Origin of the sequence: Chryseobacterium sp. SORGH_AS_0447 (assembly GCF_030818695.1) — a bacterium.
Classification (GTDB): Bacteria; Bacteroidota; Bacteroidia; order Flavobacteriales; family Weeksellaceae; genus Chryseobacterium.
Genome location: NZ_JAUTAR010000001.1, coordinates 469,082 through 493,247, shown reverse-complemented (window position 1 = coordinate 493,247; position 24,166 = coordinate 469,082). Strand labels below are relative to the sequence as shown.

General features: G+C 38.6%; 32 protein-coding genes and 2 tRNA genes. 16 read left to right on the top strand and 18 right to left on the bottom strand.

Features of this window, described 5'->3' with window-relative positions:
* Positions 1–4 precede the first annotated feature (4 nt).
* Positions 5–451 (top strand): DinB family protein, encoded by a 447-nt coding sequence (locus QE422_RS02410; RefSeq protein ID WP_307454853.1) that lies wholly within the window; start codon positions 5–7, stop codon positions 449–451.
* 55 nt (positions 452–506) lie between these two features.
* On the opposite strand, the gene nth is transcribed toward QE422_RS02410, so the two are convergent.
* On the bottom strand, positions 507–1,127 hold the full coding sequence (gene nth / locus QE422_RS02405) for an endonuclease III (protein ID WP_307454852.1): 621 nt from the start codon (positions 1,125–1,127) through the stop codon (positions 507–509).
* 33 nt (positions 1,128–1,160) lie between these two features.
* Here nth and bcp point away from each other — a divergent pair, with 33 nt between their 5' ends.
* A complete protein-coding gene (bcp, locus tag QE422_RS02400) occupies positions 1,161–1,610 on the top strand; it encodes a thioredoxin-dependent thiol peroxidase (RefSeq protein ID WP_307454851.1) in 450 nt (149 codons plus the stop codon).
* 69 nt (positions 1,611–1,679) lie between these two features.
* Here the strand turns inward: bcp and QE422_RS02395 are convergent, their stop codons facing one another.
* Genes QE422_RS02395 through QE422_RS02375 form a run of 5 tightly spaced genes read right to left on the bottom strand, consistent with a single transcriptional unit; the run spans position 1,680 to position 5,913 of the window.
* Positions 1,680–2,225 carry a GNAT family N-acetyltransferase gene (locus QE422_RS02395; RefSeq protein WP_307454850.1) on the bottom strand — a complete coding sequence of 182 codons (546 nt, stop codon included), beginning with the start codon at positions 2,223–2,225 and terminating at the stop codon, positions 1,680–1,682.
* On the bottom strand, positions 2,182–2,859 hold the full coding sequence (locus tag QE422_RS02390) for a hypothetical protein (RefSeq protein WP_307454849.1): 678 nt from the start codon (positions 2,857–2,859) through the stop codon (positions 2,182–2,184). Before QE422_RS02390 ends, QE422_RS02395 begins: the two co-directional genes overlap by 44 nt.
* Positions 2,860–2,891: 32 nt before the next feature.
* Positions 2,892–3,977: a mannose-1-phosphate guanylyltransferase gene (locus QE422_RS02385; protein ID WP_307454848.1), complete on the bottom strand. Its 1,086-nt coding sequence runs from the start codon at positions 3,975–3,977 to the stop codon at positions 2,892–2,894.
* 2 nt (positions 3,978–3,979) lie between these two features.
* Complete coding sequence (locus tag QE422_RS02380; protein WP_307454847.1) at positions 3,980–4,570, bottom strand: SprT-like domain-containing protein; 591 nt, start codon at positions 4,568–4,570, stop codon at positions 3,980–3,982.
* 2 nt (positions 4,571–4,572) lie between these two features.
* A complete protein-coding gene (locus QE422_RS02375; protein WP_307454846.1) occupies positions 4,573–5,913 on the bottom strand; it encodes a TolC family protein in 1,341 nt (446 codons plus the stop codon).
* Positions 5,914–6,001: 88 nt separating this feature from the next.
* Between QE422_RS02375 and QE422_RS02370 the strand changes: the two genes are divergently transcribed.
* The 6 genes from QE422_RS02370 (at position 6,002) to QE422_RS02345 (ending at position 9,454) form a co-directional block, all read left to right on the top strand.
* On the top strand, positions 6,002–7,246 hold the full coding sequence (locus QE422_RS02370; protein ID WP_307454845.1) for a folylpolyglutamate synthase/dihydrofolate synthase family protein: 1,245 nt from the start codon (positions 6,002–6,004) through the stop codon (positions 7,244–7,246).
* Between the two features lie 44 nt (positions 7,247–7,290).
* Positions 7,291–7,365: transfer RNA gene (locus tag QE422_RS02365), tRNA-Val, on the top strand.
* 33 nt (positions 7,366–7,398) lie between these two features.
* Positions 7,399–7,473: transfer RNA gene (locus QE422_RS02360), tRNA-Val, on the top strand.
* Positions 7,474–7,645: 172 nt separating this feature from the next.
* A complete protein-coding gene (locus QE422_RS02355; protein WP_307454844.1) occupies positions 7,646–8,524 on the top strand; it encodes an ATP-binding protein in 879 nt (292 codons plus the stop codon).
* A 35-nt stretch (positions 8,525–8,559) separates the two neighbouring features.
* The gene (locus QE422_RS02350) at positions 8,560–8,913 is read left to right on the top strand and encodes an STAS-like domain-containing protein (RefSeq protein WP_307454843.1); all 354 of its coding nucleotides are present in this window, start codon (positions 8,560–8,562) and stop codon (positions 8,911–8,913) included.
* Positions 8,885–9,454: a PIN domain-containing protein gene (locus QE422_RS02345; RefSeq protein WP_307454842.1), complete on the top strand. Its 570-nt coding sequence runs from the start codon at positions 8,885–8,887 to the stop codon at positions 9,452–9,454. The genes QE422_RS02350 and QE422_RS02345 overlap by 29 nt, the downstream gene beginning before the upstream one ends.
* Before the next feature lie 14 nt (positions 9,455–9,468).
* Here QE422_RS02345 and QE422_RS02340 read toward each other — a convergent pair whose 3' ends face one another.
* The 5 genes from QE422_RS02340 to QE422_RS02320 all read right to left on the bottom strand — a co-directional run bounded on the left by QE422_RS02340 (position 9,469) and on the right by QE422_RS02320 (position 12,279).
* Complete coding sequence (locus QE422_RS02340; protein WP_307454841.1) at positions 9,469–10,437, bottom strand: glycosyltransferase family 9 protein; 969 nt, start codon at positions 10,435–10,437, stop codon at positions 9,469–9,471.
* Positions 10,438–10,439: 2 nt separating this feature from the next.
* A complete protein-coding gene (locus tag QE422_RS02335) occupies positions 10,440–10,859 on the bottom strand; it encodes a SufE family protein (protein WP_307454840.1) in 420 nt (139 codons plus the stop codon).
* A gap of 94 nt (positions 10,860–10,953) precedes the next feature.
* Positions 10,954–11,178, bottom strand: a complete 225-nt coding sequence (locus QE422_RS02330; RefSeq protein ID WP_373463432.1) for a hypothetical protein — start codon at positions 11,176–11,178, stop codon at positions 10,954–10,956.
* Positions 11,179–11,212: 34 nt separating this feature from the next.
* Positions 11,213–12,055, bottom strand: a complete 843-nt coding sequence (locus tag QE422_RS02325; RefSeq protein ID WP_307454838.1) for a glycosyltransferase — start codon at positions 12,053–12,055, stop codon at positions 11,213–11,215.
* Positions 12,055–12,279: a hypothetical protein gene (locus QE422_RS02320; protein WP_027378606.1), complete on the bottom strand. Its 225-nt coding sequence runs from the start codon at positions 12,277–12,279 to the stop codon at positions 12,055–12,057. Before QE422_RS02320 ends, QE422_RS02325 begins: the two co-directional genes overlap by 1 nt.
* A gap of 152 nt (positions 12,280–12,431) precedes the next feature.
* Here QE422_RS02320 and QE422_RS02315 point away from each other — a divergent pair, with 152 nt between their 5' ends.
* The 3 genes from QE422_RS02315 (at position 12,432) to QE422_RS02305 (ending at position 16,053) form a co-directional block, all read left to right on the top strand.
* On the top strand, positions 12,432–14,966 hold the full coding sequence (locus QE422_RS02315) for an ATP-dependent Clp protease ATP-binding subunit (protein ID WP_307454837.1): 2,535 nt from the start codon (positions 12,432–12,434) through the stop codon (positions 14,964–14,966).
* Positions 14,967–15,107: 141 nt separating this feature from the next.
* Complete coding sequence (locus QE422_RS02310; protein ID WP_307454836.1) at positions 15,108–15,485, top strand: hypothetical protein; 378 nt, start codon at positions 15,108–15,110, stop codon at positions 15,483–15,485.
* 4 nt (positions 15,486–15,489) lie between these two features.
* Positions 15,490–16,053 (top strand): hypothetical protein, encoded by a 564-nt coding sequence (locus QE422_RS02305; protein ID WP_307454835.1) that lies wholly within the window; start codon positions 15,490–15,492, stop codon positions 16,051–16,053.
* A gap of 62 nt (positions 16,054–16,115) precedes the next feature.
* Here the strand turns inward: QE422_RS02305 and QE422_RS02300 are convergent, their stop codons facing one another.
* The gene (locus QE422_RS02300) at positions 16,116–16,643 is read right to left on the bottom strand and encodes a hypothetical protein (protein WP_307454834.1); all 528 of its coding nucleotides are present in this window, start codon (positions 16,641–16,643) and stop codon (positions 16,116–16,118) included.
* Between the two features lie 115 nt (positions 16,644–16,758).
* Here QE422_RS02300 and mnmA point away from each other — a divergent pair, with 115 nt between their 5' ends.
* Positions 16,759–17,946: a tRNA 2-thiouridine(34) synthase MnmA gene (gene mnmA / locus QE422_RS02295; protein ID WP_307454833.1), complete on the top strand. Its 1,188-nt coding sequence runs from the start codon at positions 16,759–16,761 to the stop codon at positions 17,944–17,946.
* 79 nt (positions 17,947–18,025) lie between these two features.
* Here the strand turns inward: mnmA and QE422_RS02290 are convergent, their stop codons facing one another.
* A complete protein-coding gene (locus QE422_RS02290; RefSeq protein WP_307454832.1) occupies positions 18,026–18,406 on the bottom strand; it encodes a helix-turn-helix domain-containing protein in 381 nt (126 codons plus the stop codon).
* Positions 18,407–18,523: 117 nt separating this feature from the next.
* On the opposite strand from QE422_RS02290, the gene QE422_RS02285 reads away from it, so the two are divergent.
* The 3 genes from QE422_RS02285 to QE422_RS02275 all read left to right on the top strand — a co-directional run bounded on the left by QE422_RS02285 (position 18,524) and on the right by QE422_RS02275 (position 20,509).
* Positions 18,524–19,279 carry an SDR family NAD(P)-dependent oxidoreductase gene (locus QE422_RS02285; protein ID WP_307454831.1) on the top strand — a complete coding sequence of 252 codons (756 nt, stop codon included), beginning with the start codon at positions 18,524–18,526 and terminating at the stop codon, positions 19,277–19,279.
* 17 nt (positions 19,280–19,296) lie between these two features.
* Positions 19,297–20,067: an SDR family oxidoreductase gene (locus QE422_RS02280; RefSeq protein ID WP_307454830.1), complete on the top strand. Its 771-nt coding sequence runs from the start codon at positions 19,297–19,299 to the stop codon at positions 20,065–20,067.
* A gap of 145 nt (positions 20,068–20,212) precedes the next feature.
* On the top strand, positions 20,213–20,509 hold the full coding sequence (locus QE422_RS02275) for a hypothetical protein (RefSeq protein WP_307454829.1): 297 nt from the start codon (positions 20,213–20,215) through the stop codon (positions 20,507–20,509).
* 114 nt (positions 20,510–20,623) lie between these two features.
* On the opposite strand, the gene QE422_RS02270 is transcribed toward QE422_RS02275, so the two are convergent.
* Both QE422_RS02270 and QE422_RS02265 read right to left on the bottom strand, forming a co-directional pair.
* A complete protein-coding gene (locus QE422_RS02270; protein ID WP_307454828.1) occupies positions 20,624–20,920 on the bottom strand; it encodes a hypothetical protein in 297 nt (98 codons plus the stop codon).
* 15 nt (positions 20,921–20,935) lie between these two features.
* Complete coding sequence (locus QE422_RS02265; RefSeq protein WP_307454827.1) at positions 20,936–21,652, bottom strand: hypothetical protein; 717 nt, start codon at positions 21,650–21,652, stop codon at positions 20,936–20,938.
* Positions 21,653–21,764: 112 nt separating this feature from the next.
* Here QE422_RS02265 and QE422_RS02260 point away from each other — a divergent pair, with 112 nt between their 5' ends.
* Entirely contained in the window at positions 21,765–22,661 is an 897-nt protein-coding gene (locus tag QE422_RS02260; protein WP_307454826.1) for a hypothetical protein, read from the top strand.
* 50 nt (positions 22,662–22,711) lie between these two features.
* On the opposite strand, the gene QE422_RS02255 is transcribed toward QE422_RS02260, so the two are convergent.
* Genes QE422_RS02255 through QE422_RS02245 form a run of 3 tightly spaced genes read right to left on the bottom strand, consistent with a single transcriptional unit; the run spans position 22,712 to position 24,114 of the window.
* Positions 22,712–23,455 (bottom strand): LytTR family DNA-binding domain-containing protein, encoded by a 744-nt coding sequence (locus QE422_RS02255; protein WP_307454825.1) that lies wholly within the window; start codon positions 23,453–23,455, stop codon positions 22,712–22,714.
* Between the two features lie 57 nt (positions 23,456–23,512).
* Positions 23,513–23,788: a 2TM domain-containing protein gene (locus QE422_RS02250; RefSeq protein ID WP_307454824.1), complete on the bottom strand. Its 276-nt coding sequence runs from the start codon at positions 23,786–23,788 to the stop codon at positions 23,513–23,515.
* Positions 23,789–23,820: 32 nt separating this feature from the next.
* Positions 23,821–24,114 carry a 2TM domain-containing protein gene (locus QE422_RS02245; protein ID WP_307454823.1) on the bottom strand — a complete coding sequence of 98 codons (294 nt, stop codon included), beginning with the start codon at positions 24,112–24,114 and terminating at the stop codon, positions 23,821–23,823.
* Positions 24,115–24,166 lie beyond the last annotated feature (52 nt).

Sequence of the window (24,166 nt, the reverse complement as noted above, 5' to 3'; positions counted from 1 at the left end):
CAATATGATACAAAGTCTGCAATCTCTTTTCGTCAGGGATTTAACAAAATTAAAAACAGAAATAGAAGCGTACCGGAATGAAGAGGTAATCTGGCAAATAGACAAAAATATTTCAAATTCCGCAGGGAATCTTTGCCTTCACCTTGTCGGAAACCTCAATCATTTTGTCGGCGCAATTCTTGGAAATTCAGACTATGTAAGAAACAGGGAGCTGGAATTTTCGCAGAAGGATATTCCCAGAACGGAATTGATCGGGCAAATTGACAGCACCATTGAGACCATAAACCGCTCACTGGAAAAATTGTCCGCAGCAGATCTTGAACAAGAATTTCCTCTGGAATCGTTAGGATACAAAATGACGACAGGATATTTCCTGATTCATCTTTTCGGGCATTTGGGCTATCACCTGGGGCAGATCAATTATCACCGTAGGCTGCTGGATGTTGAATAGCCATACCCTTCAGGCAACCTTTAAGATTGTTTCAGATTGCTGCAGAAGAAAGTAACTATTTTTCGAACAGCATTTTGGTAATGAAATCCTTTTCTCCGCTTCCACGGGCCGGAGAATATTCCCTGCCGTAGTAAATGATCTGAAGGTGCAGCTTATTCCAGGCAGTAGCCGGCCAGAGGGATTTTGCATCTTTTTCTGTTTCCACCACATTTTTACCCGAAGTCAGCTTCCACTTTGTCATCAAGCGATGAATATGCGTATCTACCGGAAAAGCAGGAAATCCGAAAGCCTGGCTCATCACTACAGAGGCGGTTTTATGTCCCACGCCCGGTAATGCTTCCAGTTCTTCATAAGTTTGAGGCACTACTCCATCATGTTTTTCCAGCAGCAGCTCGGCCATTCTTTTCAGATTTTTAGCCTTCTGGTTGGAAAGCCCGATCTCTTTAATCAGTTCTTTGATTTCAAAAACTTCCAGACGCGCCATCCTTTGGGGTGTTCCGGCGACCCGGAAAAGCTCGGGCGTTACCTGATTCACCTTTTTATCCGTAGTCTGCGCAGAAAGGGCGACCGCAACCAATAGCGTAAACGGATCGGTATGGTCGAGTGGTACAGGCACCTGCGGATATAATTTTTCCAATTCTGTAAGAACGGTTTCGGCTCTTTGCTTTTTTGTCATGTAACTATTAAATTTGAACAAAAATAAATCATTATGTTGAAAATCGGAGATAAATTGCCACAATTTGAAGGAACAAATCAGGACGGTGCTACGATAGATTCAAAATCATTCATCGGCAAAAAGCTGGTGGTTTTTTTCTATCCTAAAGCCAATACACCCGGATGTACTGCGGAAGCCTGTAATCTACGGGATCATTACTCGGAGCTGAAAAGCCAGGGATTCCAACTGTTGGGCGTGAGCGCTGATCCTGTGAAAAGCCAGAAAAGTTTCAGTACCAAATTTGAACTGCCATTTGATATTATCGCTGATGAAAACCGCGACATCATCGAAAAATTCGGGGTATGGCAGCTGAAAAAATTTATGGGCAGGGAATTTATGGGAATCGTTAGAACGACTTTTGTTTTTGATGAAAACGGAATCTGTACCCAGGTGATTGATAAAGTGAAGACGAAAGATCATGCGGCCCAGATCCTGGAAGCATAATCTGATTCCGGTTTACTATACAAAGCCGGAAAACAAAATTAAAAGATTATTTTCAGGCAGTAAATAAAATTATTCCGTTTCATAATACCTTAATTCCTCCGTATCGTTTGGAATGGTAATCAGTTTTCGGAATTGTAAACCTAGCTTTTCAATTAATTTTTGAGAAGAGAAGTTATCTTGTGTGGTGATCGCGGAAATTTTGGTTAAGCCGAATTCATCCATTCCGACCGATTTTATCTTTGAAGCTGCTTCATAGGCATACCCTTTTCCTTCAAATTCGTCCAGTAAAGAAAACCCGATATCGACGACATCCAACCCTTCTCTTTCGAAAATTCCCACTCCGCCGATCTTATGGTTTCCTTCTTTTGTAATCATCACATAATTTCCGTAGCCCAATTTCTTAAATTGAGAAAGAAATCTGTTTCTGATATAGTCTTCCGCATCGGCAACCGTCTTCAGATTGCGGTTTCCAATAAATTGAATAAATTTCGGCCTGCTGTATAGATCCAGGATAAATTCGGCATCTTCCAAAGACATCGGGCGGAGAATCAGACGTTCTGTTTCATAGAAATCAGCGCCTTTTTGCGGATCTTGAAGGTTTCTTTTTGGGCTCATCTTTTGGTTCTTCTTTTTTCTCGATTTTTAAAAGCCTCGGGTTGTTGGTGCATTTCTTATTATAGAGCTCTATATAAGCACCGTTGTCTTTTACATCGGTAATGGTTCCTGAAGATTTACCGACCGTTAAAGTGTAATGTTTTTTCTGATAAGGGCATTCCGTTGAGGTTAGCTTTCCCAGATCCAGATAATAGTTTGACTTATCTTCGTAATAATTGCCGGCCATATCTTTGAATTCTTCATCGATAATATATCCGTCTGTCGCGGCAAGAACTGCCGCTTCCTGAACATCATCCGCCTTACCGATAAACCTTTTTAGTCCGTCAAGATCGGTAACGTATTCAGTCTTTCCTCCCGCCGAATATACAATGTAATAAAACTCATCCTCTTCTGCAATTCCGATATTAAATCCTGAAGATGGAGAGCTATAATCTTTTACTGTGCCTACCTGCTTTAAAACATTATCCTTGCCATAGCTTTTATGAACCAATAGCCAGGAATCGATCTTCATATTCGGAACAATTCTCTGTAAGAGGCCCGAAACACTGGAAAACTGCTTTTTTTCCTGAGAAAATACAAGAAATCCCAAAAACAGAAAAATAACAATATGAAATTTGGTGGTAAGTTTAAACATAGTAAAAGAACGCAGAAAACCCGCGGATTATTTTATATGAACCGATCTCCTTTCTTAAGGTTTTTCAGATCGAGCACATAATCTTTTATCAGTTGATCATGATCTCTGGGGCAGATCAGCAAGGCTTTATCCGTATCTACGATAATGTAATTTTCCAATCCATCGATAATCACTGCTTTATTATTGCTTTTCATCCGTATAACATTTCCTTTTGCATTATAGGTGAGAATAGGCTGCTTGGCTTTTAAAGCATTAAAATTTTCATCTTTGTCTGCATTCTCGTATACGGAAGTCCAGGTTCCGAGATCGCTCCATCCCAGATCGGCTGGAATGACATAGACATTCGTCGCTTTTTCCAGAATTCCGTTGTCGATAGAAATTTTCTGAACTTTCGGATAAATGAGTTCGATACAGTCTTTTTCACTGCCTGCATTATACTCACAAGCCATAAAATGCTGGGTCATTTCAGGAAGATAGGTTTCAAAAGCGTGATGGATGCTTTTAACATTCCAGATAAAAATTCCGGCATTCCAAAGAAAATCACCGCTTTCAAGAAAACTTTTTGCAATTTCAAGAATGGGCTTTTCCGTAAACGTTTTTACTTTATAATATTCAGAATCATGCTTATCGACAAACTGAATGTATCCGTAGCCTGTATCCGGCCTTGTCGGAGTAATTCCCAATGTAATAAGGTATTCGTTGTCAGAGGCAATATCAAAAGCCAGCTTTACTTTTTCAAGAAAGGTTTCTTCTTTTAAAATCAAATGATCCGCCGGTAACACGATCATTGTTGCATTCGGATTAATTCCGGCAATTTTGTTCGCCATATAAAGATTGCAGGGCGCAGTATTCTTCAGCAACGGTTCTCCTACGATATTATCCTGTGGGATTTCTGGAAGCTGCTGATGCGAAAGCTCCACATACTCTTTATTGGTAATGACAAATATATTTTCGTTGGGAATAATTTTACTGATTCTGTCATAGGTCTGCTGAATCATGGTACGCCCGACTCCTAAAATGTCCTGAAACTGCTTCGGAAATTTCTGTGTACTCATAGGCCAGAATCTGCTGCCGATTCCTCCTGCCATAATTACACAATATCTATCTGATTGTAACATTCTTAAGTATATTTTTCTACCCTTGCCAATGGTTTGAAAGAATACTTTCTTCCCGTAGCCAGGTGTTTACAAAGATAGTTTTTTTTAATCAGACCCTCTAAAACATACTTTTCATTTCGGTAAATAAAAAAATCCCCTTTCTGTAAGGTCTCGATAAAAACGAGTTTATCATCCTGCTTTTCAATATGAAAATATTTTACCAGCTCGGGGCTGGCCATAAAATTGGCTTTCGGAGATTTTGAAAATTTTATGATAATTGGCCTTAAATCTTCTTCGTATACTTCAAGACTCTGCAACAGCATCTTCCTAAAGGTGTCTTTCCATTCGTTGCCATGCGGCAAAATTCTCCGCCCGTACTTTTCGAATGCAATAAGATGCGCAAGCTCATGGGTTAATACAAAGAAAAAAAGCTGCGGAACCAATGTAGAATTGAGGGTAATTTCATGCGAGTTATCAGGAAGCTTCCGATAATCACCCAGTTTTGAATCCCGGTTACGCGTTATTTTAATATGGATGTAATAATCTGCAAACCATATCTTTAAATATTGAAGGGTATTTTGAGGTAAGTATTTTTCTAGGGTTTGGATTGACATTTTTATAAACTCAACGGAATTCCTGCGTAGAAATTCAGCAATTTAAGACTGAAAACATAATTATATTTGGCCTGTGCCACAGATCCCTGGGCATTGGCGTAGTTGTTTCTTGCAATGTTCACATCATAGATCGTTGATCTTCCTGCGGCATAGCTTTTATCTGCAAAGTCCAGTGCCAGCTTGGTACTTTTTTCGGCCTGAACGGCAGACAAGTAAATTTCATAATTGGCATCTACATCAAACTGTGCCTTCTGAACATTTTCGCGGATCACCTGCCTCTGTTGCTGCAGCGTAACTTTTGCGATATTCTCATTTACTTTTGATTGCTCTACCTGAAGTTTTGTGATTCCTTTATTAAAAATCGGGATATTTAAAGATACAGCCGCCTGCTGGCCAAAATTGTCTTTATATTGGGAAAAGAATCCCTGCTCTTGTACGTAGAAAAGTGATGATCCGGTATTATTGGTATTCAACAGATTGTTATAGAAAGATCCAATTCCTACACTTGCCGTCAAAGTAGGCCAAAAAGCGGTCTTATTAATTTCGGTTTGGACAACCGCCGATTTGATCCGGCTTTCTGCTGCTTTGATCTGAGGCTGATTTTCATAAGCGGTCGCCAGCACTTCATCTACTCCTTTCAGTTGAGGAGCAAGCTGATCCGGAATATCGACATTTTCCACATCAAAATCTTTATATTCCTGAAGCTGTAAAAGCTGAGCCAATGCAAATAAGCTCCTTCCCACATTAATTTCTGCCGTTTTCAGGTTTTGTTTTTCTCGTGCAAGCCCTGCTTCGGCCTCGGCCAGTACCGTCTGGGCAGTTGTTCCAACTTCTGTCGTGATTTTTGATCGGTCATACTGCTTCTGGGCATTTTCTACGGCAGCCTGCGAAATTTTTACAATTTCTTTATTGAGTAATGTTGTTAAATATTGCTGGGCAATCTGGAGTGAAATATCATTCTTAATCGTTTCAATATCGTACTGGCTGGCTTCTACATCAAATTCTGTTTTTCTTACCGTTTTCTCTAATCTTCCGTAATTAAAAACCAAAATATCCGCACCCAGATTGGCACTGTTGCTGAAACGATCGTTCCTTAAACTTCCTGTACCGAAAGAGGTTTGCCCAAAGCTCACCGTATTTCCGACATTTGCCGAAACGGACGGAAGGTAATTCTTTTTCGCAATTTTAAGGTTGAGATCCTGCACCTGTTTTGAATATTCATTTTGGATCACCTGAAGATTATGCTCGGTCGCATAATCCATGCACTCTCTCAAAGACCATTTTTTCTGGGCATTGACAGCCAGGCACGTTAATCCCAAAACAATAGTCAAAACTCTTTTCATAGAAATATTTTTCCCTATTAGACGAAGTAAATATAAAAAAGTTACACTTTAGTATTTCTTTTTAAAAAACTTTTGAGAATTTTGTATCATGACTCAGGAACAATACCGGGAAGCTGTTGACTGGCTTTTTGTACAGGCTCCCAATTACCAGACCGACGGGCAGAAAGCCTATAAGCCCGGGCTGGATAATATTGAAAGACTTTGCGGTTTTTTTAGAAACCCGCAGGAAAAAATAAAATGCATCCACATCGGAGGTACGAACGGCAAAGGTTCTTCCAGCAACATGCTGGCTTCTGTCCTGCAGGAAGCGGGATATAAAGTAGGCCTTTATAATTCTCCCCACCTTATTGATTTTACAGAACGCATTAAGGTAAACGGCAACAATTGCGATAAGGAATTTGTTTTTAATTTTATTCAAAAGCTAAAAAGCCTGCCGGATGACATCCGCCCTTCTTTTTTTGAGTTTACCACGATTATGGCTTTCGAATATTTTTATCAGCAGCAGGTTGATTTTGCCATCATTGAAGTGGGTTTAGGCGGGAGACTGGATTCAACCAATATTATCAGACCGCTGGTTTCGGCGATTACCAACGTTCAGTTGGATCATCAGAATATTTTAGGCGATACCATTGAAGAAATTGCGGCTGAAAAAGCAGGAATTGTAAAGCCTCATACTCCCATTATTTCAGGAGATGAAAACGAAACGGTGAAAAAAATCATTAAAGATAAAGCAGAGAATGAGCACGCGCCTTTTATTGATGCTTCTTTATTGGAGACCTCATTAAAATCTGATCTGAAGGGAAACTATCAGCAGAAAAACATCAAGGTGGTGCTGGCTTTAATTGAAGAGTTAAAAAACTTACATTATCCTGTTTCGGATGATAATATTAAAGAAGGACTCTTACATGTCCATCAAAATACCGGTTTTATCGGCCGTTGGTTTGAATTTTCCAGAGATCCGCTTACCATCTGCGATACAGGGCACAACCAGGCCGGATTGGAATATGTTTTTTCACAGTTAAATTCTATCGATAAGTACAAACACATTATTTTAGGTTTTGTGAATGACAAGAAGATCGATGATGTGATGAAGATCTTACCTCACAATGCCACATTTTATTTTGCAAAACCGGCTATCCATAGGGGAAGACCGCCTCAGGAGTACGAAGATTTACTGGTACAGGCAAAAATTTCTTATAAAATTTTCGATTCGGTGCAGGAAGCGTATCTTTCTGCAAAAGAGGAATGTAGAAATGAAGAAATGATTTTTATCGGCGGAAGCAACTTTGTTGTAGGAGAATTTTTAGAAAAAAATTTGGAGATTTCTAAATAAGTCGTATATTTGCACCACTCTAATCGAGGAAACAACGATAAAGAGGGTTCTTAGCTCAGTTGGTTCAGAGCATCTGGTTTACACCCAGAGGGTCGGGGGTTCGAATCCCTCAGGACCCACAGAAAAGGAAACGAAACCTTTCAAAAAAATTCGGGTTCTTAGCTCAGTTGGTTCAGAGCATCTGGTTTACACCCAGAGGGTCGGGGGTTCGAATCCCTCAGGACCCACAGAAATCTCTCTTTTTTAAGGGAGATTTTTTTGTTTTAATAAAAAATCAACTCTTTTAAATAAAAAAATATTTTACGTCAAGTTTTGACGCTTTACACTTTTATCTTTGCTATAGTTGAATTGGGAAGGGTAATATTAAATAATTTATTAGTTTTGATAATAAAATAAATAATGAATATTTTATTACCTAATAATATTAAAAGTGAATTTTATGGATACAACTATCTTGCATCCTTAATGCAAAATTTAAAAGACTGTAGTAATACTATTATAATATTTGATTTTAAAAATGTTAGATTTTTTGAAGCTAATTTATGTGCTATTTTTGGTGCAGTATTTGAGTATTTAGAAAATAATAACAATACGATAACCCTATCTAATATTGATAGTAGAATATTAAATATTTTAAGAAAGAATGAATTTCTGCTTCCATATGGATATACAAAGGCTTATGATAGTTATGATACAACATTGGTTTATAAAAAGTTTAGCCCATATTCTGACAAAGAATTTAATAAATATATTCAAGAACAATTATTAAATAAAGTTGACTTTCCTTCGCATAGTAAAATGTTAGGAAAAAAGATTACAGAAAATATATTTGAATTGTATGAAAATGCTAGAACACATGGCCAATGTGAATATATACATATATGCGGCCAGTTTTTTCCTAATAAAACTAATAAACCTTTACATTTTACAATTGTAGACAAAGGTATAAATATTAAAGAAAATGTTTCGATTTTTTTTAATAGAGATATTAAAGCAAAATATGCAATTTACTGGGCAATGCAGATGGGAAACACAACTAAAACAGGAAGCAATCCAGGAGGTTTGGGATTAGCTGTTATTTTCGAATTTATTAAAAAAAATAGAGGGAAAATACAAGTTATATCCTCTGATGGATTTTATGAGTTTGCTAATGGAAATGTTATTACTAAGGAATTGGATTACTGTTTTGAAGGTACGATGGTCAATATTGCATTTAACCTTAATGATTCTAACCATTACAAATTAGTAGAGGAAGATTCTTTTGAAAATATATTTTAAATTAGTCATTTTTTTATAGAATAAATTATATTTACATGAAAAATAAAATCAATACAATGCACATATCAGTAAAAGACATTATTGATTCTGAACTTGCAGTTTCTGCAGATGATGGAAATAAAGTATTTGAAAATATTAATACTGCATTTCAAAATAACCTTATAGTAGAATTAGATTTTAAAGGTATAACTATCATGATTACAGCTTTTTTAAATTCTGCTATTGGAAGATTGTATGAAAATTATAAAGGTGATTTTTTAAATAATAATTTAAAATTAACTAATGTTGCACCAGAAGATAGAATTCTTTTTAGAAAAGTTGTACAAAGAGCGAAAGAGTATTTTTTAGATAAAAAAGGATTTGAAGATTCTGCAAACAGAGCCTTTTAATATGCCAAATAAAATAATTTCCGTTAAAGATTATAAATTTATATCAAATAAAACTTATTTTTTTGATAATAATGTTTGGATAAATCTATTTGCTCCATTAATAAATTTAAATAAAGTTCAACAAAGCAAAGCAAGTAATTTTTTAAAGAATCTTCTATCTTATAATCCACAAATAGTAATAACTAGTTTACTTTTAAGTGAGTTTTCAAATACTTATTTAAGGTTTAGATTTGAACAGTGGAAAAAATTAGTTAAAAATCCATTAGCAAACTATAAACGTGATTATAAAAGCACGAATGATTTCAAAGATTCATTAGATGAAGCTAAAACATTAATTAATGAAATCTTAAGCTTAAAGGTAGTTTCACCGTATCCTGACAATTTTAACTCAATAAATTTAAAAGATATTTTTGATTGTTTTGAAATTGATTTTAATGACTCTTATTATTATCAACAATGTAAATTGAATAATTGGATATTGGTTACATCAGATAATGATTTTGATAATATTGATGGTAACGTAACCATTATTAAGATATAAGTTCTAGATTAGTTCTAATTTATCTTTTCCACAATCTTTTTTACCTCCAATTCTTCCAGACATGCCCAGTCTCCCCGGTAACATTCTTTATCCCCGAAAACAGAACATGGCCGGCAGGTAAGGTCTTTGATCTGCACCACATCGTCTTCACTTTGTCCGAAACCCAGAAATCCGGCATACGGATGCGTCTGTCCCCAGACAGAAATACACCGTGTTCCCATCAGGCTTGCCAGGTGCATGTTTGCGGAGTCCATGGAAATCATCAGTTCCAGCTGGGAGATCTTTTTCAATTCTTCGGTAAGGCTTAATTTTCCGGCCAGGCTGAAGGTATTCGGGATTTCCTGTTGCCACTTTTCCAATGTTTCAATTTCGTCTTTTCCGCCTCCGAAAAAATAAAGAGTATACTTCTGAGCTAAAATTCTGGCCAGTTCATACGACTTTTCCAGCGGAAGCATTTTCCCTCGGTGCTGCGCAAAAGGAGCAAATCCGATTCCTGACTTCTCGCCGGGAGCAGGACGTAATTGGTGGGAAAGCTGCACCTTAAAACCCATTTCACGGAAAACATCGGCATAACGCTCTACCGTACTTTTTAACTGGACTTTGTTAAGATTCCAGATATCGGTAAGCTGTTCTTTCTCCTCTTTTCCTTTATCGATTTTGAATACTTTAAGTCCTTTTCGCCGATAAATCTTATCCAATATTTTGGTTCTGATTACATCATGAAGATTGGCAATAATATCAGGCTTGAATTCTCGTACCAATTCGTTCGCGAGTCGTCGCAGTCCGAAGATTCCCTTATAATCATCAAGGTTCACACCTTTGAATATAAGGTTCGGAATATCAGCGAATAAGCTTTCAAAATTTTTTCGGGAAACCATGATGATTTCCACTTCGGGATTTTGCTCCAGGAACTCACGGAAGACCGGTGCCGTCATCGCAACATCACCGAATGCAGAAAATCGATATGCTAAAATTCGTGTCAAAACTAAGACTTCAGTTGATAAGCTACTGCGTAGAATTTAATTTGCTTGGTCATGGCCATTAATCCATTGGCTCTTGAAGGAGAAAGAAACTCCTGTAACCCAATTTCCGAAATAAAATCAAAATCGGAATCTAAGATTTCCTGCGTGGAATGCCCGCTGTAAATACTTACCAACAGGGAAACAATGCCCTTCGGTAAAATTCCGTCGGAATCGGCATTGAAAAATAATTTTCCGTCCCGGAATTCAGCATCGATCCAGACTTTACTCTGGCAGCCTTTAATCAGATTCTCCTCCGTTTTCCGATCTTCCGGAAGGCCTTTCAGCTCCTTTCCAAGATCAATAATATATTCGTATTTCTGCTCCCAATCTTCAAGAAACGCAAATTCATCGATGATTTCCTGCTGTTTTTCTTTAATGGTCATTCTAAACTAATTTCTTTATGCAAAGATAGCCAATTTAAAAAAGATAATATAATCCGGAGATGCTTGAAAACAATTTATCATTTATTTTCAGAAGTTAAAGCTTGGAGGCTTTTTCAAAAACATCCAGCAATTTCATTTCTTCATTTTCCCAGCAGTAAACATCGGCTGCCTTTTCAAGTTCAGGCTGATATTTTTTTCTTCCTTTAGACAAAACAGTCTGAATGGCTTGTGCAATATCTTCAGGCTGGTGGCTGGCTATTATTTCACCAATGTCAAAATGTCGTTTAATATTCTGCATTTCAGGAAGATTTGACAGAATGACCGGAACGCGCGCCTGAATGCTGTCCAGGACTTTATTCGGTAAAGAATAATAATAGCTCTCTCCCCCATTTTTCTTCGATGCTCATCCCGCAATCGGCAGTGAGTGTAACCTTCCGGAGATCTTCCGGTAGTAATTTGCCCAAAAATTCCACTTTATGCTGTAGATTTTCTTTTAAAACAAAATTTTCATATTCCCCTTTCATAGGCCCGTCCCCTGCTATTTTAAAAATCACATCATCCAGATGCTTCATCGCCAGAATGGCTTTATCAATCCCACGAAACGGATTTATAGCTCCCTGGTACAAAAGTATTTTCGGATGATTATCAGGAATCTTCCAGTCCATAGCTAATTTTCGAGGAGCGTTCTGAACCACCTGAGGCTCAACACCGTATTTGTTTTTGAACCATGCGGCATAACCCGTGCTTGCCGTAATCATCAACTTTACGTTGGGAACCAATTTTCTTTCCAGATAACGCCATAGCTTTTGTGACATTTTGCCCTGGATCGCCGGCATTTCGGAAAAAATTTCATGGCTGTCGAAAACCAGCGGGATATTTAATTTCTTAGCCAGCAAATAATTTGGAAGCAAAGCATCCAGATCATTGGCATGAAGGATGGTATTACGATCCGCTTTCTCCTTTAATTGTCGATATAACTTCCAATTAAATTCAAAATAAGCGGTTTTTAGACTTTTAGAAATCAGTGAAATTCTTGAAAAAGGATAAGGCCGTGACATGTTTTCAGCTCCTTTCCAGTCATTGCCAATCAGTTCAACCTCATACCCGTTCTCATACAATGTTCCACAGACCTTTTCGATTCGCTGATCAGTATACAGGTTGCTGAAGGCAGAAGTAATGATTTTTTTCCTCCTCATTATTTCTTTTTATCCGCCAGAAGATGGTAAATTTGTATAAAACAGATCAATCCGTTCGGAATGATTACCGGCCACAGCATACCGCTGAAGATTCCATAGATTACGAAGCAGATACAGCCGATCATGTTTACGATTCTGATTTTCCTGATGTCTTTCAGTATAAAGCTCAATACGATAAACAGAGATGCGGAATATCCTATGTAAGTGGCAATTTCGGGAATCATGAGAAATTTTTAAAGGACAACAAACTTAATCATTTTCAATAAGATAATAAAATTTTTTCTGCCATAAAGTCATTTATTGAATTTTGGTAAAATATTTGTAATTTAGATAATGAATAAACGGCAATGCTGCTGTTATTCTAATGAGATATATTATGGATTATAAGTTTTCACAAGGTTTGAGCCAGGTGTTCAAACAAAGCAAGAGCGAAGCGAAGAGGCTCAAAAGTGAATTTCTTAATACAGAACATCTACTTTTAGGTATTATAAAAACAGAAAACTCTGCAAAAGAAATCCTTCAAAACCTTAATGCGGATCTAACACAAATCAGAAGAAAAATTGAAACTTTAAATACAGCAAGTCTAAATCCTATTTCTGAGGAGGTTACCAATATTTCTTTCACGAAAATGGCAGATCATGCCGTAAAACGTGCTGAACTTGAATGCAGGCAGTACAAAAGCAACGAGATTAATACCGTTCATTTGCTTTTAGGCATTCTTTATAAATATGAGGACCCTACTTCAAACATATTAGGAGCTTATGACGTTGACTATGAAGGCGTTTCAAAAGAATACCAGACCATGCTTAAAAATTCAGGACAGGCACCGCAGATGAGTGCTTACGACGACGACGATGAGCGGGAAGATTTTGAGCAGATGAGAAAGCCTACGGGAAATCTGGGTTCTGCAAAAAGCAAAACCCCTACCCTGGATAATTTCGGTAGAGATCTTACTTCATTGGCCAGAGACGGAAAATTGGATCCTGTAATCGGCCGTGAAAAAGAAATCGAAAGGGTTTCTCAGATCTTATCGCGTAGAAAGAAAAACAATCCGCTTCTTATCGGGGAGCCGGGTGTTGGTAAATCTGCTATTGCGGAAGGGCTGGCTTTGAGAATTCAGCAGAAAAAAGTATCAAGGGTACTTTACAATAAAAGAGTAATTACGCTTGATCTTGCCAGTCTTGTTGCGGGAACAAAATACCGTGGGCAGTTTGAGGAGAGAATGAAGGCGATCATGACGGAACTGGAAAAAAACAGAGACGTAATCTTATTCATTGATGAGCTTCATACAATCGTAGGAGCAGGAAGCTCTACAGGAAGTCTTGATGCTTCCAATATGTTTAAGCCTGCTTTGGCACGAGGAGAAATTCAATGCATCGGAGCAACAACGCTGGATGAATACCGTCAGTACATCGAAAAGGATGGAGCTTTGGAAAGAAGATTCCAGAAGGTGATGGTAGAGCCTACTTCTATCGATGAAACCATTCAGATCCTAAATCAGATTAAAGATAAGTACGAAGAGCATCACAATGTAATTTATACACCGGAAGCAATTGCGGCGTGTGTGAATCTGACTTCAAGATATATTACGGACCGTTTTTTACCAGACAAGGCGATTGATGCCATGGACGAAGCCGGTTCCCGTGTATATATTAAAAATATGAAAGTTCCTACTGAGATCATTGATTTTGAAAAGAAAATCGAGGAAATTAAGGAACTGAAGCAGAAAGCAGTGAAGGCTCAGGATTATCTTGAGGCAAGAAAGCTGAAAGATGAAGAAGAAAGGCTTCAAATGGAATTAAATGCAGCTCAGGACAAGTGGGACAAAGATGTGAAGGAGAAAAAAGAAACCGTTAGCGAAGAAAATGTTGCAGAAGTAGTTTCTATGATGAGTGGTGTTCCGGTAACGAAAGTCGGTAAAAATGAGCTTGATAAACTTGCCGGAATGGATGGAAATCTGAATGGAAAAGTAATCGGTCAGGAAGATGCCGTGAAAAAAGTGGTGAAAGCCATCCAGAGAAACAGAGCCGGACTGAAAGATCCTAACCGTCCGATCGGTACCTTTATATTCCTGGGAACCACCGGGGTTGGTAAGACCGAGCTGGCTAAAGTAATGGCCAGAGAATTATTCGAATCTGATGAATCGTTAATCAGAATCGACATGAGTGAATACATGGAAAAATTTGCGGTTTCCCGATTAGTGGGTGCGCCTCCGGGATACGTAGGATATGAAGAGGGCGGACAATTAACGGAAGCGGTAAGAAGAAAACCTTATGCTGTGGTTCTTTTGGATGAGATTGAAAAAGCTCACCCGGATGTATTCAATATCCTGTTACAGATTCTGGATGAAGGTCACGTTACTGACAGCTTAGGAAGAAAAATCGACTTCAGAAATACGATCATTATCCTTACTTCTAACATCGGAACAAGAGATCTTAAAGATTTCGGAGACGGTGTAGGATTCGGAACTTCAGCCAAGAAATCCACATCCGATTCTAGAGCGAGAAGTACCATTGAAAATGCTTTGAAGAAAGCATTCTCTCCGGAATTCCTTAACAGAATTGATGATATCGTGATCTTTAATTCTCTTGAAAAAGACGATATTAAGAGAATCATTGATCTTGAGCTGAACAAATTGTACAGCAGACTTGAAAAGCTAGGCTACAAAGTTGAATTAACGGATGAAGCCAAAGATTTCATTTCTGAAAAAGGATGGGATAAAGATTTCGGAGCAAGACCATTGAAACGAGCTATTCAGAAATATATTGAAGATTTATTGGCAGAAATGCTGGTAAACAAGCAATTAACTGAAGGAGAAACCGTAGTATTGGATGTGAACGAAGCTAAGGACGGATTGGCCGGGAAAAGTTCAAAAACCAAAAAATCAGCGGCTGAAAAGTCTCAGTCTTAGATAAATAATTTAATCATATTGAAAGCATCGGAAAATTTTCCGGTGCTTTTTTATTTTAGATACCATAAATAATGCATTTTATTCACTAAACAATGATTAATTATTAAAATTGATTAATTTTACCGGACAAAATTAATTAATATGAGAATCAACAAAATGCTTTTGGTGATGGCCATCCCATTAATCACCACTTTTTCATGTACCAATGAAACGGCAGCCAGTACTGCTGCTACCCAAATCAGTCAATCTGAAGCTATAGGAAAATTCAATGCTGAAATCAGGAGAGTAGCGATGATGAAAGAACCGAATCCTGCGCCTAGAACCTCTGCAGAATTAAGCGACGAAAAAAAAGACCTTCTGCTTCCGGCCGCTAAAGAACTTATCGTCTCTTCGGGCGTTAGCATGGCTGAAATCGAGCGGCAAACGGCCAACGACAGGGAGAAAATCCTGAAATGGGCCGTAAAGGTTTATGGAGACTACAACAGGCAAATGAACCAAAACTACAAATCCCAAAACTAAAACTATGAAAAAGCTTTTATTGTTAGCCGCAGGATTAACGTCTTATTTCACTTCTGCGCAAGCCCTCCACATGCAGAATTTGTCGAAATACAATATTGAGTTCACCATCTGGAAATCGAATCTTGGGAGCCCCAGTACAGGATGTACTCCTTTAATAGAGTCTAAGCTTGTTGCTGGAACTGTACCTATTTTACCGGCTTCTCCAGATCCCGGAAATATTGCTGTTGAAGCCTATTATGAGGGAAATGTTAACTTATCGAATACATTCAATCCGCTTTATCCGGATACTCCTTTGATAGATGGCTGGATATTTAATGGAACCCAGTATAACCTGGGTGTAAATCCTCCTCAGCAAATTCCTGTCATATTCAGCAATGTTACAACTTGGACAGGTTCCAAGTTCTATCTGCGAACTCCTGCCGGAGATCCTATTGGAGGATTTACTATGTTTATTGGATGTGGTGGACCATCTAACGGTGTCCCCAATGTTTCAAGTTCTGACCCTGCACAGCCGTTCAATGGTACGGTATTTATGCTCGGCGGCGATACATGGATGATTTTTTACTAATATTAAAGAATTTATCAATCTAATATGAAATTCCCGGAAAATCTGATCCGGGAATTTTAATTTTACAGTCCTACCACAAAACCAATATTAGGAACCAGTCCGCTTGAAAAAATACTAGAGTTTTCTTTCCAGAGGACATTGTACATCAGGCCCAGCTGTAAAAATGAATTATTCCCGATTCTCTGCATATAGCCTCCGCCAAGATATAAAGCGTCTTCGTCTGCATTGGCTTTAAAATCGTAAAATTTATCTTTATAATTGATGAAGTAATGCTGGTAATTGGCACTTACGAAAAAAGTTCTGGCGATATAATAATTTAGAAACGGGCCAACTCCAAACGTGGTTGAGCTGTAAGCATTGGATTTCTGCCATGAAACACTTCCCAACACTCCGCCTTCAAGATCATTGGTAAGCATATACCCTACTCTGGGTGCCGCTGAAAGATTAAAATAACTATTGCTTCCGAAGCCGAAGCCGACCCCGCCTCCGAACGTCCAACGGTTGTTATTTTGCACCGGCATTTCTGTAACTTCCTGCGAAAACAGAAAACCTGAGCAAAAGACGGATAAAGAAATAATAAGCTTTTTCATAAGACATTGTTTTTATCGATGTCTAAATTATCATTTTTTTACGAATCTTTTTAATTGTACTTTTGCAGCGTCAAACTAAGAACTCCCGTTAAGAGTTTCGTAAAATTGAAATACAATGAAAGTAGTAGTAGGCCTCTCCGGAGGCGTAGACTCCAGTGTAACAGCCTATCTGTTACAGCAGCAAGGGCACGAGGTGGTGGCTTTGTTTATGAGAAACTGGAATGATGCATCCGTAACCCTGGAAGACGAATGTCCCTGGATCGAAGACAGCAATGATGCTTTAATGGTCGCTCAAAAGCTTGGAATCCCTTTCCAGGTAATTGATATGAGTGATCTGTACAAAGAAAGAATCGTAGATTACATGTTCGACGAATACCAGAAAGGGCGTACGCCGAATCCTGATGTTCTGTGCAACCGGGAGGTGAAATTCGATGTTTTTATGAAGACGGCGATGTCGCTGGGAGCGGATAAAGTGGCAACCGGCCATTACGCCAGAGTAGATTCCACAACCGATGAGAACGGAAAAGAAATTTTTCATTTGTTAGCCGGAAAGGATAATAATAAAGATCAGTCGTATTTCTTATGCCAGTTAAGCCAGGATCAACTGTCTAAAGCCCTTTTTCCGATTGGTGAACTCACAAAGCCCCAGGTAAGAGAAATTGCAAAAGAAATCGGGCTGGTAACGGCTGATAAAAAGGATTCGCAGGGATTATGCTTTATCGGAAAAGTAAGCCTTCCCCAGTTTTTGCAGCAACAGCTTGTTCCAAAGGAAGGGGAAATTGTGGAAATTTTCAAAGATTCTCCAATTTTTGCGCAAGAAACACCTGAATTTTCTTCCAAGCAGGAAGAGCTGGATTATTTGAGCCGTAAAATCGATTATAAAAAATCTGACGGAAAAGTGATCGGAAAGCATCAGGGCGCTCAATTTTTTACAATCGGGCAAAGCAAAGGCCTGGGAATCGGCGGACATAAGGAAAGCTGTTTTATCGTCTCCAGAGATATGGAAAACAACATCCTTTTCGTAGGAGAAGGGCATCAGTTTCCGGGGCTGTTGAAAAGAGCCTTAAAAATCGACAATTCCGAGCTTCACTGGGTGCGTGAGGATCTGAAGCTGAAAAACGGGGAATCGATGGAGGTCATGGCGAGATTCAGATACCGCCAACCCTTGCAAAAAGCAACTTTATACCAATTTGAAGAGGCTTTCTATATTGAATTTGAAGACCCTCAATCTGCGATTGCCGAAGGACAGTTTGCCGCCTGGTATGATGGCGAAGAATTGTTAGGCAGCGGTGTGATTGCATAAATTACAAGTAAAAAAGACCTTTGTAAGGTCTTTTTTGTTTTATATATCCTGGTCTACAGAATTTAAATATGATCTTCCACTAAATATTTTTATCCGTTTCTTCTGTACTATTTCCTATAATTTCTTTCCGGTGCTTTATTCCCCAGTCTTTCAGATTATTAATGATTGTCTTCAGGGAATTTCCGTGTTCGGTAAGCTCATACCGCACGGTTATAGGCTGAGTATCCAAAACGGTTCTTTTAATTAATTTATTGATTTCCAATTCCTTTAATTCCTTACTCAACATCTTATTGGAAATTCCGGTTACATCATTCAGGATATCAGAAAACCTTCTTTTATTATAATAACAGATCGAGGAGATAATGGATATTTTCCATTTTCCATTCAACACATCCATAGAATCCTGAACGGCCATGATCTCTTTTCGGTGCTCTTCTGTTTTTAAGGGCTCACAACTCATATATCGGTTACTTTTAGGTAACAGTGTTACTCCATCGTTACTGTTACTTTTCGTAACAAAGTTACTAAAATAAATTTTGATGTACTAATTTTGCTTAAGAGTTTTAAATAAAAAACAATGAGTAAATTAGAAAATAAAGTCGCTGTCGTTACAGGTGCTTCAAAAGGAATAGGTGCTTCTATCGCCAAGCATTTTGCAGCAGAAGGCGCAAAAGTGGTCGTGAATTATGCATCAAGCAAAACAGATGCTGATAAAGTAGTACATGAAATTACAAGTTTGGGTGGATCAGCCATTGCCGTACAGGGTGATGTTTCAAACCAGGAAGATGTAGCCCGGCTTTTCGAAGAAACGGAGAAGGCATTCGGAACGCTGGATATTTTGATAAACAATGCAGGAACCTACAATTACGAGCCTATAGAACAAGTATCTGCCGAAACATTCCATCAGCAATTCAACATCAATGTTCTGGGAGTGGTCTTTGCTATTCAATCTGCTTTAAAGCTATTTGGAGCCAAAGGCGGAAACATTATCAACATCAGTTCAGGAGTCAGCAGAACACCTCTTCCTACAGGCTCAGTTTATTCTGCCACCAAAGCAGCATTAGATGCATTTACCGTGGCTCTGTCGAAAGAATTTTCAGGCAGAAATATCAGGATCAATTCTATTCTGCCCGGCGTAGTAGAAACGGAAGGTTCCCGCAGCGGAGGTTTTATCGGCAGCGAATTTGAAGCAAAACTGATCGCTACGACTCCTTTAGGACGCACCGGACAACCGGAAGACATTGCTAAAGCAGCGGTATTTTTAGCATCTGATGGCGCAGGTTGGATTACGGGTGAGCAAATTGCGGTTTCAGGAGGGATTTATGGTTTATAATAAGTTAAAGATTAACTATGGATAGATTAAAAAATAAAGTGGTCGTCGTTACAGGCGGAAACAGCGGTATCGGATTCGGAATTGCAGAAGCTTTCAAAAATGAAGGTGCCGTCGGTACCATTACGGGCAGAAACGAAACAACTTTACAAAACTCTTTAAAAGCGTTAGGCTCAGAATTTATCGGAATTAAAGGTGATGTCACGAACCTTGACGATCTGGAAAATATTTTCAGAAAAACCGCTGAAACATTCGGTAAGATTGATGTTTTGGTCGCCAACGCAGGCGGCGTAGTTGATGGAATTCCATTAGACCGCATTGAAAATATAACGGAAGAAGGTTATGACAGATACATGGAGCTCAACCTCAAAAGCGCTTACTTCTCGGTACAGAAAGCATTACCATACCTTAATGATGGAGCATCTGTTATTCTGATCAGATCCAGTGCAGCTCATCGTGCCGCTCCGGGAATGGCAATTTACGGGGCTGCAAAATCAGCGGTTATTTCATTGGCAAAAGGGCTGTCCCTCGATTTACTACATAGAAAGATAAGAGTGAATACCCTTTCCCCGGGATCTATCGACACTCCCGTTTTTGGAAAACTGGTTCCCCAGGAACAGTTGAATCAGGTAAAACAAGCATGGGTAGACATCACACCGGTTGGCAGACAGGGACTGCCTTCCGATATCGGAAATGCAGCGGTATTTCTGGCTTCGGATGAGTCTTCTTTCATCGTAGGAACCGAAATTCTTGCAGATGGAGGATTAACCAACATTAGTCTGATGAAATAGATTTTCCTGTTCGTCGATTCAATTCCATCATTCATCTACAGAAAAGGCTTATACTTCTATAAGCCTTTATTCATGAGCATTCCAGGCATATCTATTGTTTATTCTATATCAATTAACAGAATATAAATTTTAAAATTTGATTATTATGAAAAAGTTGATTTTAGTAGCAGGTTTATTTACAGCATTCGCTACAAATGCACAATACAGACAAGAGGGCTTCAGAGGAGATAAGATGGAATGGCATCAAAACGATTTCGGAAAACTGAGGTTATCTCCACGCCAGGAAAGAGAAATCTTTGCTCTTTCAAAACAAAGGCTGAACGCCAGGGAATACGATGCGAAACTGCGAAGAATTCTCTCAAGAGAACAATATGCGCAATACCAGAGAAAGGATTACCGCCAAGATAGGGATGTTGCCCAAAACAGACCTTTCAGAAGATAAGCGATGAATAGTAACCCGAAGCTCTTTTGTTTCGGGTTTATTTTTGAATTCATCCGGAATTTATTTGATGCGATGGTTGACATCAGGCCTGTTAATTGCCAATAAAACAATAAATTACAGCACTAAAATCAGGATCAAAAAGCCGACCGGTTTCCCTAATAAAATCCCTCTGATCATTTTCACGATGCCCAGAAAAAAAATAAGCGCCATAAAACAATAGGTCGTTCCCGAAATGGTTTCTTTAAAAAATTTCAGGACAAGAAACGAAGCGCAGAACCCGAAGATGAGTATCAGATAAAATTTCAGGAAATCAGGGCCTTTTAAAAATAAAGGATTGAAGGTACGGTTAACTAAAATAAGCCATGTAAAACCAAGTGCGACCGGAAGAATATGAATAATAACTTTCTTCATTGCTTTCGATTTAAATTAATCTCCACCGCCGCATCCTCCACATCCTCCGCAGCTGCTTCCACAGGAATCTCCGGAACCGGATGAATCGTGCCCACCGCAGGTTCCCGAAAAACAGGAACTTCCACCAGAATCATTATCTTTATTATTTCCCTTTACCGATTTAATGATAATCCAGACGATAAAAATGAGAAAAGCTCCAGTGAAAGCCCTATCGACGTTTCCCGAGCAGGATATTACCATAAGCAACAGTGGCAAAAGTGCTATGAAATGAAGATATTTCTTAAAGAAATTGAAAGTTTTCCCGGTATCTTTTCTGAACCAGATTTCTTCCGGCGGCATTTCCCCGAAAACTTCCTGATAGCTTTTCAGTGTTTCTCTTAACCAGCTTCTGTGCTTTTCGTTTTCACTTTTGCTTCCATTTGACGGGTGATGATGCAGTTTTCGCTGCAAAATATCGGGACAGAATTCTTCCCAGTAATTTTCGGTATAGGTGAGGTGAAGATGCCAGACCTTATCTACGGTTTCACTTGGTGAAGCACCACCAGGCAGGGTACAACAGAGGTAAACAAACTTTTTATACTCTTCAATCGCTCTTTTAGTGAAGCTTTCCGTCCATTTTTCTTCTTTCGCCAGCTTTTTGGAAAAAGGAATTTCTGCATTTGGCTGATCCGGCGAAAAATGGCAGAGCCTGTTCCAGAGCGGATCGTTTTCAGGTAAGATGAATGTTTTCATTGTTTCAACTTTTAGTTTCTTTTCAAATATCATTGAATTCAGAAATATAAAAGTCTTGGCAAAGTCTCTTTTGGTTTTAAATAAATCTTATATTCGTCTTAAATTTATTCAAATGAAAAAAGAAGACGTTCTTCATCTGGAAAAGCTGATGAATTTTTTAGGCATGCAGTTCCTGAAGAAAAATTATTGGGAAGATGTCTCAAAGACGGAATGGGCTTATATTGTTGATGAACTTAACGAGTTAATCAGGAAAGAACATGAGGAAAAAGAAATTAAGAAAAGCCCTGATCTTTTAGGCTCTAATTATCTTTATGAGCACCTGATCATCAATAAATTAAAGAAATACAAGCAAAACGAAAATGCTGTCCTCAGCAAACCTAACCTTGCCAAGATGAGCCAGATCGTCAAGATATTGGGATACTCCAGTTATATCGATTTTATTAATTCCAATACGGAATCGTTCAATTTCAACGATCTGAGGATCGAGATGAACAATGTAAAGCAGAATACGCAACTGCTGGACCGGCTGGTCGGCTGCTGGTATTCCTATAACCGCAACCTTCCGGAAAATCCTTTGCAGGCGAAAGACAACCGGATCTGGCGTTCCGCAACGGAAATCTACAAATCCGAAACGACCGGCGAATATTTTATTGAGAGGAGCGGCGGAGACCGACATAAGTATTTCGGAAAAGTAACGGCGTATTCCGATTATGTGTTCATCATTATGAACAGCAACACCTTTATCCGGCAGCGGCATTTTATCTCAAGAATAAAAGATATCAAGGAAAAGCTCAAAAATCCAGAATATAAGCTCCATGAGTTGCATTTTATAAGTACGTGTATCAGTTTTAACCAGGAACCAATCGCCCTCTTCGAAATCTTTCAGAAAGCAGACCGCAAGACATTCGTCAGCGATTCCATCAGCTTTCCGATCGACAGCGATGAGATCCCGAAATCTATTGTACAACAGCTTGAAGATACGGAGGCTAATCGTATTGACTACAAATAGTTATGATTGATAAATGATAAATGATGACAGATAAGTTTATTTAAATCTGATTAGCTTACCAGCCAGTCTTTGAAGTCTTTTACCCGCTCGCGGCTGACGGTAATCTCTTCCTGCGGCTGAAAGTCCAGCTCCACTTTGTAAGTCGGTGAAGTATGAATGTTTTTGATATAATCGGAATTGATGATAAACTGGCGGTTTACCCGGAAGAATTTCTTTTCATCCAGCACATCTTCCAGTTCGTCCAGAGTGAAGTCTGAAGGATATGTTCTTTCCCGGGTCTGCAGGTAAACGATTTTATTCTCGCTGAAAAAGCAGCTTACTTCGTGGGTCTGTACAATTTTAAGGTTGTACCCGATTTTTACCAGGATCCTGGAAAGCGTAGATTTATCTTTTTTAATTAACTGCTTAATTTCCTGCGAATTGACCGCATTATCGGAAGGGATAAATGACCTGAATTTTTCCACTGCTGCTGTAAGGTCTTCATCCAGAATCGGCTTCAGGAGATAATCGATGCTGTTCAGCTTAAAGGCTTTCAATGTGTACTGGTCAAAAGCAGTGGTATAGATGATGAATGCTTTGGTCCGGACTGTCTCAAAAATATCGAACGACAGGCCGTCACCGAGCACAATATCCGAAAAGATCAGTTGCGGATGTTCATTTGCCGAAAACCAGTCGATGCCTTCTTCTACAGATTCTATTTTGGCAACCACTTCAATATCAGAAAATTCACTGAGCATTCTTTCCAATTTCCTTGAAGCCGGTTTTTCGTCTTCGATAATGACTGTCTTAATCATTGAGTTCCAGATTTAGTTTTTAAAATTCCGAATAAAAGTAAGCAAAAATAATTAGTTTTAAAATTTAATCGGCTGCTTGGATTTTCGCATTTCCTTTTCTACGACTCCCCTTTCCCATTCTTCATCCAGAAGGAACAGCTTTACGGCTCTTACGGTTAAGATAATTCCCCAGATCGCCAGGATTACCGAACCGTCCCACAATGAAAAATTGAAGATTCCCTTTTCAAAAATATCATTGAAAAATATGATGAAAGCTACGATAGCGAACCATAAAACGCTTTTGTAGAATTTTTTAAGATCTTTTACCTTTTGTTGTGCCTGATTGTAGTCCATTGTAATATGTTTTTAAGTTTTGATTAATTTGATTATAATGTTTTGTTGTGCTTTCTTTCTTCCTCCATCAGCTCCTGGATCTTTCTTTCTTCCCAGTCTTTTCCAATTCCGAACGTACTTGCAGCGTGTGCAGCAATCCCGATTCCCCAACCCATCATCGGCCATAAAAACCAAAGATATTCCGGTGACGTTATGATGTTAAGAATGGCTAAAAAAGAAATAACCAATACATAGGAAGTAAGGTTTCCGTAGAACCCTTTAAGTTCTTTTACTCTTCTTGATGCTTTTTCGTAAGCCTGGGTTTCTTTGTTGATGAAAGTTTCCATATTTTTTTATTTTAAAGATGAATTGTTTGTTTTTGTTGATACAAATGTAGCA